Raw genomic sequence first — 13916 nt, 5'->3', positions numbered from 1 at the left:
TTTAAAGTTTGTGCAAAAGCGTATAAAAAAAACCATCGTGTTGACTGTCCGGTAGCAGTTGTCCATCGAGTAAAATTGATTGCGAATGTGGCTCAATTCGTGCATCGGAATGTTGTTTTAGAAATTGATCTATCTGCAATTTATTCTCTTCTATAAACACTGAGCAGGTAACATAAAGCAACTTACCATTTCTTGCCAACATTTGCCATACGGCATTGAGAATTGTTTGTTGCTGAATGGCGAATTTCTGCAGGTCGCTTTCGCGCCGTAACCACTTGATATCAGGGTGCCGGCATACCACGCCTGAAGCGGAGCAGGGCACGTCAGCCAGAATGCGATCGAATAATTTTCCATCCCACCATGAACTGGGATTGGCTGCGTCTGCGCAAACGATACGGTGCGCATGCATTTGCAGACGCTCAAGATTTTGCTCAACCTGGATGAGCCTGGTTTTATCATTGTCCAGTATAGTTAATAGTATGTCTGCAATTTCCAATAAGTGAGTACTTTTGCCACCCGGTGCGGCGCACGCATCCAGCACGCGCATGCCGGGACGTACATCAAGTAAAGGTGCTGCAAGCTGAGCACCCGCATCTTGTACTGATACCAGCCCTTCATGAAATCCCGGTAATTTTTCAACCCCAACGGGTTTTTTTAGAAGTAAAGCATGCGACCATACCAATTGTGAATCCATATTGTTATCCGTGAGCAGCTGTTGATAGGCTGTTACACTGATTTTACGTTGATTGACGCGCAAAACCATGGGAGGGTGTTTATTATTTGCATTCAGGATAGTTTGAAAGTTTTGCGGATACTGCGCACGCAGCTTGTTTATCCACCATTGCGGATGAGAGTAAAAACCAACTTCATTTTCTGCCGCTTTTATCAACAGCGTTTCTTTTTGCCGTAAAAAATTACGCAGCACTGCATTCACCAGTCCCTGCATTTTTTTGTTGCCGGCCAGTGTTCTCGAAGCGGAAACGGCCTGGTTGACGACTGTGTATACCGGCAATTTGCTATAAAGCAATTGATACAGACTTATCAGTAACAGGTAGTATATTTTTTTGTCTTGTAGCGGTTTGCTCAGCAAAATGGTCAAAATTCCGGAGAGCTGCCCGTAAAACCGTAGCACACCATAACTGAAGTCTTGAATGGCGCCTTTTTGCTGACTTGAAAGCGTTGGATGTTTATGCCAGCATTGGTGGAGTGTGTCTGTCAGGCTGGATCCGGCTAAAACCTTGCTTATAACAGAAACAGCGATTAGCTGTGTATTAATCATGTATTACAGCTAAATCATCAGGGGTGTCAAAATAATCCCCGGCATGCAGATTAAATCCGGTCAGGAATTCATTTGCATGCAATCGTTTTCCGCCAGGTCTTTGGATGATCTCAAGTCGGAGTTGGCCTTGACCGCAAGCAACAAAAATCCCGTCATGCGCGATTGCAATAATTTTTCCCGTTTGGCAGGAATCCCCTGGTATCATTTTTGCCTGCCAAATTTTGATGTTAACGCCTTGAAAGCGCGTATAAGCGCCTGGTGACGGATTAAAGGCGCGAATTTTACGTTCAATTTCTTCTGCGGGCTGCTGCCAGTCTATTTGTGCTTCGTTTTTTTTGATTTTGGCAGCATAGCAGGCCTGGGATTCATCCTGCTGTGTCGGAGTGAGTTTGTCGCGCTCGAGTAACTTCAAAGCGTTGATAATGGCATCTGCTCCAAGTTTGCATAATTTGTCATGCAACGTATGTGTTGTTTCATCATGTGAAATAGCCATGCTTTCTTTAAATAACATGCCGCCCGTATCAAGCCCCGCATTCATTTGCATAATGGTGATACCCGTTTCTTTGTCACCGGCGAGAATCGCTCTTTGGATCGGCGCCGCGCCGCGCCAACGGGGTAGCAGGGATGCATGAATGTTTAAGCATCCATGACGGGGTATTGGTAACACGACATCGGGTAATATCAAACCATAAGCAGCTACGACCATGACATCAGCACTGACAGCACGCAATTGCTGATGCATTTCCGGGTCTTTCAGAGATTGTGGTTGTATTAAAGGCAGTTTATGTTTTTCAGCCAGTTGTTTGACCGCACTGGCGACCTTTTTCATTCCTCTGCCCGCTGGTCGGTCCGGTTGAGTGAGTACCAGTGCAATTTCATGACCCGCAGCGATCAGCGCATCCAGTGCTGTTGCTGCAAAAACCGGTGTTCCCGCAAAAATTATTTTCATGATGCTGATTGTTTTTCAGTCTTAAATGGCACGCAATGTTGGAAAAAGTCAGAAAGAATAATACAGGACACTACATTGCTCCGCGTTGTTGCTTCTTTAATTTTGCCAAAACCCGGGATTGTTTAAATTTGGACCAGTATTCTACAAAAACCTTGCCTTCAAGGTGATCCATCTCATGTTGAATGCACACAGCCAACAATCCCTTTGCGTCAAGTGTAAAGGGTTTGCCATCAGTATCCAGTGCTTTAACCGTTATTGATTCAGCGCGTTTTATTTTGCCAAATATTCCGGGAACGGATAAACAGCCTTCTTCGTAATCAAATGATCCGTCGCGTGAAATGATTTCTGGATTAATAAGAACATACAGTTGATCGTGTGTTTCAGAGATATCAATAATAATAATGCGTTCATGTACATCAATTTGTGTGGCGGCCAGGCCAATGCCTGGTGCCGCATACATTGTTTCAGCCATGTCCTGAATCAGCGTGCGCGTTTTGTCATTCACATGAGCAACCGGCGCTGCTTTGATATGAAGCCTTTCATCAGGGTATTGTAAAATTTTTAGAATAGCCATAAAAAAATTATCTATTTTATCAAATCGAACAGACGATATAGACCGTATCATTGGTGAGTAATTCTGCGCTCACTAAAACTATTTTCTGTCGCCGAGGTCATTTCATGCGTAAGCTAATTATATCGATAATCCTGTGTTTAAGCCTTTTTTCCGCTTTGTCTGTCAAAGCTGTTGATCATGGTCTATTAAAAAGTGATATTCCTGATCGATATGAAGTTGTACAAGGCGACACGTTGTGGGGGATTGCGGCACGATTTCTGAGAGAACCATGGCGCTGGCCTGAAATTTGGGGACTAAATCGCGATCAATTGAAAAATCCGCATAGTATTTTTCCGGGCGATATTATTGCTCTGGAAAAAACACTGAAAGGTAACCGCCTGCGGCTTATAAAAGGCGAAGGTGATCAGAGGACCGTCAAATTATCGCCGCAAATACGTATTGAGCAGGTAAAATCAAGAGCTATTCCAAGTATTCCCGCATCTGTTATAGAGCCATTTCTCAGCCAGCCGATGGTTGTGGAACAAGACGGTCTTGTGCAGGCGCCCTATTTACTGGGAACGAGCGACAATCGAGTTGTTTTGAGTGCGGGAAACACAGTCTACATCGGCAACATGCCGTATGATTTGGGCAAAGCCTGGCAAATTTTTCGAACTGGCAAACCATTGAGGGATCCTGATCAGAATAATCAGGTAATCGGTTATGAGGCTGAGTATTTGGGCAATGCCAGTGTTAAAGTTTTTGATGAGATTAGCACAGCAGTGATTACACATTCCACGCAAGAGATTTTAAAAGGCGATCGCCTTGTACCCGCACCCGGAATTGTCTTCAACAATTATGCACCGCATGCTCCAGAGGTGTTTATTACCGGACGGATAATTTCTGTTTATGGCGGCGTTACAGAAATTGGCAAAGGTTCTATTATTACGTTGAATAGAGGTATGCAGAATGGTTTGGAAATGGGCCATGTTCTTGCGGTTTATCGTAGAAGCCAAACTCGCATGCCCGATGGAAAAATGATTGAGTTGCCTGAAGAACGTACTGGCCTGGTTTTTGTATTTAGGGTGTTTGATCATGTGTCCTATGCGCTTGTTGTTAACAGTACCGCTACAATCAAAATTCTGGATGCAGTGAAGAATCCATGAGCTGAAGTAGTCGATGAAAATGGGCCTCGGTTTGGCTTGACAGCAAATGTTTGTTGCGGGAATACTCCAATCTTAGATATTCTGGCGGAGTAGAGCGTTCTCAAAACAAAAACATGAAACATGAAACCGATATCGAGTCATGGTTGAAACTCTGTCTTATCAAAGGTGTAGGTGATGAATCCATCCGGCGATTATTGGTTGCATTTGGGACGCCAACAGCAGTTTTAGCGGCGCCTGAAGCCGCACTTGAGCGCGTTGTCAAAAGATCGGTTGCCAAATTTATTAAAAATGGCGCTGATTCAAAAAGAGTAGCTTGTACACTGGACTGGCTTAAAGATTCTGCCAATTCGGTTATTACTTTTGCGGATAATGACTATCCGTCCCAGTTGCTTAATATTGCGGATCCGCCCCCTTTGCTTTATTTCAAGGGCAGGCGTGAGCTTCTGAATAATCCGGCGCTCGCGGTGGTGGGTAGTCGCAATGCAACGCCGCAAGGGTTGTCCAATGCGGAAGCGTTTGCAGGATCAATCAGTAATGCCGGGATTTGCATCATCAGCGGCATGGCGCTTGGCATAGACACTGCCGCACATCGTGGCGGATTGCAAGGAAACGCATCAAGTATTGCTGTTGTGGGCACCGGGTTGGATATCGTATATCCGGCAAAAAATCATTCATTAGCGCATAAATTGGCGCAAGACGGCGCGCTGATCTCAGAGTTGCCATTGGGCACACCGGCCATTGGTAGAAATTTTCCTAGAAGAAACAGAATTATCAGTGGCATGAGTCGGGGTTGTTTGGTCGTTGAAGCTGCATTGCGCAGCGGTTCTTTAATTACAGCCAGACAAGCGTTGGAACAAGGACGCGAGGTTCTGGCTATACCGGGTTCTATTCATTCTCCATTATCAAAAGGGTGTCATGCACTCATCAAGGAAGGTGCGAAACTGGTTGAAAGTACTCAGGATATTCTTGATGAATTGAATTATCCTGTCACTCAAAATAAACAAAGCATGATTGAGCCGGGTGGTTTTGAGCTGTCAAATGAAAATACTTTGCTGCTCAAGTATTTGGGTTATGATGTTGTCGATGTGGATACGTTATGTATGCGTAGTGGCTTGACGGTTGAGTCTGTATCAGCCATGCTATTAACGCTTGAACTTGATGGTTATGTTGCCAGTCTGCCGGGTGGTTGCTATCAGAGAATTACGAAATAAAACAGTAAAAAAGAATAAAATGCTGAGTCTTTTTGTTACAGTGTACATGGCTGATTTGATTTAGTCTGAAGCCCAGTGATTAATCAGCTTATGCTGTAAGTATATTGATATATTTTAGAGCTTTATGATGTTTGACATACTTTATTATTTATTTGAAAATTATTTTGACTCAGGGAGTTATCCTGACTCAGAAACGCTTACCCGAAAACTGGCATTGGCTGGTTTTGATGATGAAGAAATACATCAGGCGTTGGATTGGTTATCTGAGTTGGCGCGTCAAGATACTGGCAACTATCCAGCTGCATTTGCAGATAATGGCTCGTTTAGATGCTTTAGCGCGTTTGAGATGGAGAAAATTGATACGGAAGGACGCGGTTTTATTCACTTCCTTGAGCAAGCAAAGATTATTAACCCTTTGCAAAGAGAATTATTGATTGACCGCGTGATTGCGATGGATGAGGTGTCTTCCAGCTTGGATAAAATCAAACTAATCGTGCTAACAGAACTCTGGATACAGAACCAACTTTCCGATGATGCGGTTCTGGAGAAATTATTAATTGTAAGTGATTCGCACTATAGGCATTAGTATTTGCCTGTATGTCTGTTGTCATTTCATTTGAAATTATTTTTCCAGAATGAATGTGCTAAAAATTACATCGGGAAATGAGTCGATTCTACCCGCGAAATTTTTCAAATCAGAAATTGTCGTCATAATGATTAGAAATATGACCGATTCTCGCTTATTTGGAGAAAAGTCATGAGCAAGTCATTGATAATTGCCGAGAAACCTTCGGTTGCATCGGATATTACCCGCGCATTGGGTAATTTCACAAAACATACGGATTATTTTGAAAATGATGCGTATATTGTTTCATCGGCAATTGGTCATTTGCTCGAACTTGCTGTGCCAGAAGAGTATGAAGTTAAGCGTGGAAAGTGGAGTTTTGCAAACCTTCCGGTCATTCCACCGCGATTTGATTTACATCCAATCGAGAAAACAGCAACACGTCTGAAGTTGTTAACCAAATTGATCAAGCGCAAGGATGTTGACACCATTGTCAATGCATGTGATGCGGGACGTGAGGGCGAATTAATTTTTAACTATATTATCCGGCATGCGGGTGTTAATAAGGCGATCAAGCGCCTTTGGTTGCAATCCATGACGCCTGATGCGATTCGAGAGGGATTTAAGAAGCTCCTGGATAATTCGGAAGTTCAATCGCTGGCAGAGGCCGCTGTAAGTCGATCGGAATCGGACTGGTTGGTTGGGATTAACGGTACGCGAGCCATGACTGCGTTTAATTCCCAGGAAGGCGGTTTTCATAAAACAACTGTTGGGCGGGTGCAGACGCCGACGTTGGCGATTCTTGTCGAGCGCGAAGAAAAAATAAAGAAATTTAAGCCCAAAGATTATTGGGAAGTGCAGGGCGAATTTTCCACCGGGAATGGCAGCTATTGTGGTAAGTGGTTCGATGAGTCGTTTAAAAAAGACAAAATAAACGCCGAGCTTAAGTCCGACCGAATTTGGGATAAAGAGAAAGCCGAAACCATACGGCTTAAATGTACGGGAAAATCCGGTGTTGTTACTGAAGAAAGCAAGCCTTCCAAAGAAACTTGTCCACTTCTATATGATTTGACCAGTTTGCAGCGTGATGCCAACAGTCGATTTGGTTTTTCGGCTAAAGTAACGCTAGGATTGGCGCAGGCTTTATATGAAAGACATAAGGTATTGACCTACCCGCGTACTGATTCACGCGCCTTGCCGGAAGACTATATCGATACGGTGAAGAGCACCTTGCATAATCTTGAAGGTACTGCATATGGTGAGTTTGCCAAAAAGGCATTGGTGTCTGATTGGGTCAAGCCCAATAAACGCATTTTTAATAATGCCAAGATTTCTGATCATTTTGCTATCATTCCAACCTTGCTCAACCCCAAGAAATTAAATGAGGCTGAATTCAAACTTTATGACTTGGTAACCAAGCGTTTTATAGCCATTTTTTATCCTGCGGCAGAATTTTTGATCACGACACGGATAACCCGAGTAGAGAATGAGCCTTTTAAAACGGAAGGGAAGGTAATGGTTAATCCCGGATGGCAGATAGTGTATGGCAAAGCGTCACATCACAGTGCTGAAGATGGCGCTTCACTGATTGCGGTAGAATCTGGCAAACCTGTGGCAACCACGGCGGTTAAAATCATTGCCAATCAAACGCGTCCCCCTGCTCGATTCAATGAAGCAACTCTGTTGTCAGCTATGGAAGGTGCCGGTAAGCTGGTGGAAGATGAGGAATTGCGCGCTGCGATGAGCGCAAAAGGGTTGGGAACGCCTGCTACGCGTGCAGCCATTATAGAGGGCCTGGTTTCGGAAAATTATCTGTTAAGAATGGGGCGCGAACTGCAGCCTACTGCAAAGGCCTTTTCATTGATTACATTGTTGCGCGGATTGAAGATTCCGGAATTGATTTCGCCGGAATTGACGGGTAATTGGGAGTTTCAGTTGCGTCAAATTGAAAAAGGCGAACTGAAACGCAGCGCGTTTATGGAAAAAATTGCAGAAATGACGCAGCATATTGTTGAGCAGGCAAAAAGTCATCGTGGCGAAACGATAGAGGGCGACTTTGCTACGCTGAAGTCACCTTGTCCTAAATGCGGTGGTGTTGTGCATGAAACGTACAAAAAATTTAAGTGTCAGCAATGTGATTTTGCGGTATGGAAAATACTTGCCGGGCGTCAGTTTGAAATTGAGGAAATGGAGACACTGATTACGCAAAGAGAAGTCGGTCCGCTGCAAGGTTTTCGCAGTAAAATGGGGCGGTTATTTAACGCCAATATCAAACTCTCAGACGATTTTGAGCTGAAATTTGATTTTGGTAATGATGAAGAAGACCAAGCTCCCGTTGATTTCTCAAATCAGACACCTTTGGGTAAGTGTCCTGTGTGTCAGCACGCTGTATATGAGCATGGTATGAGTTATACCTGTGAAAAATCAGTGGGTGCTTCGCGTACATGTAGTTTTAAAATGGGAAAAATCATTCTGGAAAGACCGATTGAACCGGAACAGGTTTCTAAGTTACTTGAAACAGGAAGAACAGATTTGCTTACAAAATTCATTTCTAAAAAAGGCAGACCCTTCTCGGCGTATCTGGTAAGAAATGAGGATGGCAAAATTGGATTTGAGTTCGAACAGAGAAAATCCAAAAAGGAATCGGCGGATGAATCCCAAACAAAAAAAACAGACTACCAAGAAGTCAACGAATAAAAAAACAAATGTAACATGAGAGGACGCTCTCAGGATTTCTAATGGTTTTTATCTATCCTGAATGAACCCGATATTGAATAATTGCTTTCATCCGGCTATCGGGCTCTAATCCTATAAATGCTAGGCATAAAAGTTGATGATATATTTAATCACGACCCCTGATGAAACAATGATCATGATCAGTCCGCCAATAACAGCTGTGCCTTCAACTAAAATGGACAGAAATGCGCGTCCTGTAGTTTCAAATTCTTCGTCACCGAGCTCATTTTTGCGACTTTCCCGACGTTTTTTTACCCAAATCTGTAACCAGATGATGACTGGAATAATCAGTAGAGCAAACATTAAAGCAATTTCTTCATCTTCCATGTAAAACATGATAATCCTCTTTAAATATAATGATGTTACGGTGCTATGGTCTGCTTTGTCTGCAATTTTTTGTTTTATGGGTACTTATTTCGCGCAATCATGATTAGCAGACCGATGCTAAAATAATAACGTTTTCTTAAATAGAAAAATAGATCAATATATAATAGATTACCTTAAACAGAACAGATTTATAAATTTTTTATTACGCAACTCAGAGGAACTTAGCAGCTGTCGGTTAAAGAAAAATAAATCAGCGGAAATTATTTCCTCTACTTCTACCTGCTGATCTTTAACACGAAATTCGCTTTTCGTGCATATCGTATGGCTATTGTCCAATTTCCAAACTTATGAAATACCATGAAATGGCTTGACTTGCCAGCAGTCAAAAAAACGCAGGGTACAATTCAGTTACCTGGATCTAAAAGTATTTCCAATCGTATATTGCTGCTCGCCGCTTTGGCAGAAGGTGCTACGCATGTCCATGATTTGCTTGCTTCGGATGACACGGGCTATATGCTGAAAGCGCTGGCGACACTCGGTGTTGGTATTACTCCGACAGGTGAAAACAGCTATCAGGTTAACGGTGCTGCAGGTCAGTTTAAAGTAAAAGAAGCAGATCTGTTTCTAGGAAATGCGGGTACCGCTTTTCGTCCGCTGGTTGCAGTGCTGTCACTCATGGGGGGGCGCTATCGGATGTCTGGCGTTGCACGAATGCACGAGCGGCCTATAGGCGATTTGATAGACGCGTTACGCCAAATTGGCTCGCATATCAATTATCTGGGGCAGCAGGGCTATCCGCCGCTGGAAATAAATCCAGCTTCAATTCATCATGAAAATATACATCTTGTCGTCAAAGGCGATGTATCAAGTCAATTCTTAACCGGGTTGTTAATGGCGCTTCCGATTACCGGGAAAAAATCGGTTATCGAAGTTTCGGGTACATTAATTTCACAACCCTATATCGCATTGACGATTGCGCAAATGAGAAAGTTCGGGGTAATTGTTGAGCATGAGTCGTGGCAAAAATTTACGTTGCCAGCGCATCAATCCTATCGAAGTCCCGGCGACATTATGGTCGAGGGTGATGCTTCTTCGGCATCGTATTTTCTTGCCGCTGGAGTTATTGGCGGCGGTCCAGTGCGGGTACAAGGTGTAGGTAGAGAAAGTATACAAGGTGATGTGCGCTTTGCTGATGCGCTGGAAAAAATGGGGGGGCATATCAAAATGGGCGAGAACTGGATCGAGTCTGCTTGCCCGCACTTTGAAACATTTTGCCAGTCACTGAAAGCGATCGACTTGGACTGTAATCATATACCGGACGCGGCAATGACGCTTGCCGTGACCGCATTGTTTGCAAACGGCGTTACCGTTCTTAGAAATATAGCGAGTTGGCGTTTGAAAGAAACGGACAGGCTTGCTGCAATGTCTATCGAGCTTCGAAAGTTAGGTGCACATATTGAAGAAGGCGCGGATTATTTGCGGATCACGCCACCTGAAAATGGCCTGACATCGGGTGTCGCAATTGATACGTACGATGATCATCGTATGGCGATGTGTTTTTCCCTGGCAGCATTTGGGGCGCCGGTGCGTATCAATGAACCGGAATGTGTGTCCAAAACATTTCCTGATTATTTTGATCAATTTAAACGGATTATCCAGTCCTAAGGGATAAATTGGATTTATGGAAAAAAACAGTATTCCAGTTATTACAATCGATGGTCCTTCGGCATCTGGGAAAGGTACGATTGCACAGTTAGTGGCAAAAAAACTTGGATTTCATTATCTGGATAGCGGTGCATTGTATCGTTTGGTTGCATTAAAGGCGTTGCAAGCGGGGATCGATATTACTGACGAAAACAAACTGGCAAAGATTGCCGCAGAACTGGAAGTTTATTTTGATAACGAACAGGTTTTCCTCGAAAACATTTTGGTTACCGACAAGATACGTACTGAGGAATGCGGCATTATGGCTTCAAAACTTGCTTCATATCCAAGAGTTAGAGCATCATTGCTTATGCGCCAGCGCGCTTTTCGACAGCTGCCCGGATTGGTGACAGATGGCCGGGATATGGGGGCAGTGATATTTCCAGATGCGTTATTGAAGGTTTTTCTTACTGCAAGTGTTGAGATACGTGCGCAAAGACGGTATAAGCAGTTGATAGAGAAAGGAATAAATGCTAATATTGACGAATTGCAAAGGGATGTCCAAAAACGTGATGAAAGGGATAGCAATCGTAGCGTTGCACCTTTGCAGCAAAATTCAGATGCGAGGTTGCTCGATACAACCTCGCTTTCTATTTTGCAAGCGCAAAATTACGTGCTTGAATGGTATCGAGAATGCTGTTCAAGCAAGCGGGTTTGAAAATCTGAGGCCTGTTTCATGAAGTAGAAAAAGGCTTGTTTTCAAACAATTTTTTAACCAACCCATTCTTCTTGTAAAAGAAGAAAAATTTCAGGTATTTTTTATAATGACTACTGCTTCCACCGTAACTAATTCCCCAGAAAGTTTTGCCCAGCTGTTTGAAGAGAGCCTTGCGCGCCAGGAAATGCGCGCTGGAGAAGTTATCACCGCTGAAGTCGTGCGTGTTGACTACAATATTGTTATCGTTAATGCAGGTTTGAAATCGGAAAGCTTCATTCCCGTTGAGGAATTTAAGAACGATAAAGGTGAAATTGAAGTAAAACCTGGAGATTTTGTCAGTGTTGCCATAGAAACGTTAGAAGATGGATATGGAGAAACGCGGTTATCCCGTGACAAAGCAAAACGTTTGACTGCATGGCATGAACTCGAAGAAGCGATGGAAAGCGGCAAAATTGTTACGGGTATGGTCAATGGTAAAGTAAAAGGTGGTTTGACGGCCATGATCAATGGTATTCGTGCTTTTTTACCCGGCTCACTGGTTGATATACGGCCTGTAAAAGACACGACGCCGTATGAAAATAAGGAAATGGAATTCAAGGTTATTAAACTTGATCGCAAACGGAACAATGTGGTCGTTTCGCGTCGTGCTGTACTTGAAGAAACCCAGGGCGCGGATCGTGAATCACTGTTGGCAAGTCTTGAGGAAGGCTCAGTTGTGCATGGCATTGTTAAGAATATAACCGATTATGGCGCATTTGTTGATTTGGGCGGTATTGACGGTTTGTTGCATATAACAGATCTGGCCTGGCGGCGTGTTAAGCATCCGTCCGAAGTTGTTAATATCGGTGATGAAGTGACCGCAAAAGTGCTCAAGTTTGATCAGGAAAAAAATCGTGTTTCGCTCGGTATGAAGCAATTGACCGAAGATCCATGGGTAGGATTGTCACGCCGTTATCCGCCGCGCACGCGTTTGTTTGGTAAAGTGACAAACCTGACCGATTACGGTGCTTTTATAGAAATTGAACAGGGTATCGAAGGACTTGTGCATGTTTCCGAAATGGATTGGACCAATAAAAACGTTTATCCATCCAAAGTTGTTCAGTTGGGTGATGAAGTTGAAGTGATGATACTTGAGATTGATGAGGAGCGTCGTCGTATTTCCCTGGGCATGAAACAATGTCAGGTTAACCCATGGGAAGAATTTGCTATGAATCGTGAAAAAGGCGATAAAGTTAAAGGCCAGATTAAATCGATTACTGATTTTGGTGTTTTCATCGGATTGCCAGGTAATATTGATGGTTTGGTGCATTTGTCGGATTTGTCGTGGAATCAACCCGGTGAAGAAGCGGTTTGCAATTATAAAAAAGGTGACGAAGTTGAGGCGGTTATTCTTTCCATTGATGTCGAGCGCGAACGTATTTCATTAGGTATCAAGCAACTGGAAGACGATCCCTTTAACAGTTTTGTTGCCGAGCATGACAAAAACAGCATAGTTGAAGGAACAGTGAAATCCATAGACGCAAAGGGTGCGGTGATTTCATTGACTAATGAAATTGACGGTTATCTGCGTGCATCTGAAATATCTCGTGACCGAGTCGAAGATATCCGTGCTCACTTGAAAGAGGGTGAGAAAGTCGAAACCATGATCGTCAATGTGGATCGCAAGAATCGTGCGATTAATCTGTCAATCAAGGCGAAAGATAAATCAGATGAAACCAGTGCAATGCAGAAAATTAAGGCGCCGGCAAATGCAGGAACTACAAGTCTAGGCGCGCTGCTTAAAGCTAAAATGGATAGTAAAAATACAGAGCAATAAGGAATATTCATGACGAAATCTGAACTGATTTCCCGGCTTGCGGCACGTTTCCCGCAGCTTGTAGCAAAGGATGCCGAGCTTTCCGTCAAAATGATCATTGATGCAATGGCAAAGAGTTTGGCTGATGGTCAACGAATTGAAATTCGTGGATTTGGTAGCTTCGATTTGAATTATAGGCCGCCGCGAATTGGCCGGAATCCCAAATCAGGTGACAAGGTGCATGTTCCAGCGAAATACGTTCCACATTTTAAGGCGGGTAAAGAAATGAGAGAGCGAGTAGACTATAAGAGTTGATGTACTCTTTGTTTTAATGCTAGCGAAACGGGTGATTAATCGTAAATAGTTGTTTTTTATTTGTTGCCCGTTTGCTGAAACATGGCATACGTAGTAATTAATTTCTATTAAATTGTAACTTTCTTGAAATGTGCGAGTTTGGTCTATTATGCAACTAATAACATGGCTGCTGCGTTTAATCCTGTTTGTTGTTTTGGTTTGTTTTTCTGTGATTAATTCAGATAAGATATCCTTATATTACTATCATGATCTGTCATTGGAGCTGCCTTTAAGTGTTGTCTTGCTGATATTCTTCGGATTAGGGGTTTTGTTGACAGTTCTTACTTCACCACGAAAATCGTCCGAAAAAAAATAAGATTTCTGCTGAGTCCCAATTTAGATATTTAGATGGATAAAAAATCTCCAATGCTGTGATGGAATTTCATTGCCCATTTGAAATATAGCATTTTGTGTAAATTAGGTTTTTGCGTGAAAAATCCTCCGGCTGCTATTTTAAGTTCGGTATAGGGGGCAAAAAATGGCATGCTATTTTTATTTAAAATAAATACCTGGAAACAATCCTAGAAAAAAAACGAACAGGGTACTGGTTTTCAGAAAAATGATGCATTGCTTTATTCACTCAGTGAAACTTTTTGATATTGTCTCGTGCGTCATCTTAAGC

13 protein-coding genes are annotated in these 13916 nt (G+C 43.0%); 9 read left to right on the top strand and 4 right to left on the bottom strand.

Annotation, left to right across the window (positions count from 1 at the left end):
* Position 1: 1 nt before the first annotated feature.
* The 3 genes from rsmB to def form a co-directional block, all read right to left on the bottom strand.
* Positions 2–1279 (bottom strand): 16S rRNA (cytosine(967)-C(5))-methyltransferase RsmB, encoded by a 1278-nt coding sequence (gene rsmB, locus MRK00_05225; GenBank protein MDR4516775.1) that lies wholly within the window; start codon positions 1277–1279, stop codon positions 2–4.
* Entirely contained in the window at positions 1272–2228 is a 957-nt protein-coding gene (gene fmt, locus MRK00_05220) for a methionyl-tRNA formyltransferase (GenBank protein ID MDR4516774.1), read from the bottom strand. Before fmt ends, rsmB begins: the two co-directional genes overlap by 8 nt.
* A 70-nt stretch (positions 2229–2298) precedes the next feature.
* Positions 2299–2802 carry a peptide deformylase gene (gene def / locus MRK00_05215; GenBank protein MDR4516773.1) on the bottom strand — a complete coding sequence of 168 codons (504 nt, stop codon included), beginning with the start codon at positions 2800–2802 and terminating at the stop codon, positions 2299–2301.
* A gap of 104 nt (positions 2803–2906) precedes the next feature.
* Here def and MRK00_05210 point away from each other — a divergent pair, with 104 nt between their 5' ends.
* The 4 genes from MRK00_05210 (at position 2907) to MRK00_05195 (ending at position 8417) form a co-directional block, all read left to right on the top strand.
* Entirely contained in the window at positions 2907–3944 is a 1038-nt protein-coding gene (locus tag MRK00_05210; protein ID MDR4516772.1) for a LysM peptidoglycan-binding domain-containing protein, read from the top strand.
* 113 nt (positions 3945–4057) lie between these two features.
* Positions 4058–5155 (top strand): DNA-processing protein DprA, encoded by a 1098-nt coding sequence (gene dprA / locus MRK00_05205; GenBank protein ID MDR4516771.1) that lies wholly within the window; start codon positions 4058–4060, stop codon positions 5153–5155.
* Positions 5156–5282: 127 nt separating this feature from the next.
* Positions 5283–5741: a DUF494 domain-containing protein gene (locus tag MRK00_05200; protein ID MDR4516770.1), complete on the top strand. Its 459-nt coding sequence runs from the start codon at positions 5283–5285 to the stop codon at positions 5739–5741.
* Between the two features lie 171 nt (positions 5742–5912).
* The gene (locus tag MRK00_05195; GenBank protein MDR4516769.1) at positions 5913–8417 is read left to right on the top strand and encodes a DNA topoisomerase III; all 2505 of its coding nucleotides are present in this window, start codon (positions 5913–5915) and stop codon (positions 8415–8417) included.
* A 120-nt stretch (positions 8418–8537) separates the two neighbouring features.
* Here MRK00_05195 and MRK00_05190 read toward each other — a convergent pair whose 3' ends face one another.
* The gene (locus MRK00_05190; protein ID MDR4516768.1) at positions 8538–8783 is read right to left on the bottom strand and encodes a hypothetical protein; all 246 of its coding nucleotides are present in this window, start codon (positions 8781–8783) and stop codon (positions 8538–8540) included.
* A 357-nt stretch (positions 8784–9140) separates the two neighbouring features.
* Between MRK00_05190 and aroA the strand changes: the two genes are divergently transcribed.
* The 5 genes from aroA to MRK00_05165 all read left to right on the top strand — a co-directional run bounded on the left by aroA (position 9141) and on the right by MRK00_05165 (position 13610).
* On the top strand, positions 9141–10448 hold the full coding sequence (gene aroA, locus MRK00_05185; protein MDR4516767.1) for a 3-phosphoshikimate 1-carboxyvinyltransferase: 1308 nt from the start codon (positions 9141–9143) through the stop codon (positions 10446–10448).
* 16 nt (positions 10449–10464) lie between these two features.
* Positions 10465–11145 carry a (d)CMP kinase gene (cmk, locus tag MRK00_05180; protein MDR4516766.1) on the top strand — a complete coding sequence of 227 codons (681 nt, stop codon included), beginning with the start codon at positions 10465–10467 and terminating at the stop codon, positions 11143–11145.
* Positions 11146–11251: 106 nt separating this feature from the next.
* The gene (gene rpsA, locus MRK00_05175) at positions 11252–12961 is read left to right on the top strand and encodes a 30S ribosomal protein S1 (protein ID MDR4516765.1); all 1710 of its coding nucleotides are present in this window, start codon (positions 11252–11254) and stop codon (positions 12959–12961) included.
* Between the two features lie 9 nt (positions 12962–12970).
* Positions 12971–13255 carry an integration host factor subunit beta gene (locus MRK00_05170; GenBank protein ID MDR4516764.1) on the top strand — a complete coding sequence of 95 codons (285 nt, stop codon included), beginning with the start codon at positions 12971–12973 and terminating at the stop codon, positions 13253–13255.
* 148 nt (positions 13256–13403) lie between these two features.
* Positions 13404–13610 (top strand): LapA family protein, encoded by a 207-nt coding sequence (locus tag MRK00_05165; GenBank protein ID MDR4516763.1) that lies wholly within the window; start codon positions 13404–13406, stop codon positions 13608–13610.
* Positions 13611–13916: the final 306 nt, after the last annotated feature.

This window comes from Nitrosomonas sp. (assembly GCA_031316255.1).
GTDB lineage: Bacteria > Pseudomonadota > Gammaproteobacteria > Burkholderiales > Nitrosomonadaceae > Nitrosomonas.
This window is presented reverse-complemented; position numbering and strand designations above follow the sequence as displayed.

Coding starts and splice junctions, on each gene's coding strand:
- rsmB (MDR4516775.1), bottom strand. CDS start 1,279: ATGATTAATACACAGCTAATCGCTGTTTCTGTTATAAGCAAGGTTTTA.
- fmt (MDR4516774.1), bottom strand. CDS start 2,228: ATGAAAATAATTTTTGCGGGAACACCGGTTTTTGCAGCAACAGCACTG.
- def (MDR4516773.1), bottom strand. CDS start 2,802: ATGGCTATTCTAAAAATTTTACAATACCCTGATGAAAGGCTTCATATC.
- MRK00_05210 (MDR4516772.1), top strand. CDS start 2,907: ATGCGTAAGCTAATTATATCGATAATCCTGTGTTTAAGCCTTTTTTCC.
- dprA (MDR4516771.1), top strand. CDS start 4,058: ATGAAACATGAAACCGATATCGAGTCATGGTTGAAACTCTGTCTTATC.
- MRK00_05200 (MDR4516770.1), top strand. CDS start 5,283: ATGTTTGACATACTTTATTATTTATTTGAAAATTATTTTGACTCAGGG.
- MRK00_05195 (MDR4516769.1), top strand. CDS start 5,913: ATGAGCAAGTCATTGATAATTGCCGAGAAACCTTCGGTTGCATCGGAT.
- MRK00_05190 (MDR4516768.1), bottom strand. CDS start 8,783: ATGGAAGATGAAGAAATTGCTTTAATGTTTGCTCTACTGATTATTCCA.
- aroA (MDR4516767.1), top strand. CDS start 9,141: ATGAAATGGCTTGACTTGCCAGCAGTCAAAAAAACGCAGGGTACAATT.
- cmk (MDR4516766.1), top strand. CDS start 10,465: ATGGAAAAAAACAGTATTCCAGTTATTACAATCGATGGTCCTTCGGCA.
- rpsA (MDR4516765.1), top strand. CDS start 11,252: ATGACTACTGCTTCCACCGTAACTAATTCCCCAGAAAGTTTTGCCCAG.
- MRK00_05170 (MDR4516764.1), top strand. CDS start 12,971: ATGACGAAATCTGAACTGATTTCCCGGCTTGCGGCACGTTTCCCGCAG.
- MRK00_05165 (MDR4516763.1), top strand. CDS start 13,404: ATGCAACTAATAACATGGCTGCTGCGTTTAATCCTGTTTGTTGTTTTG.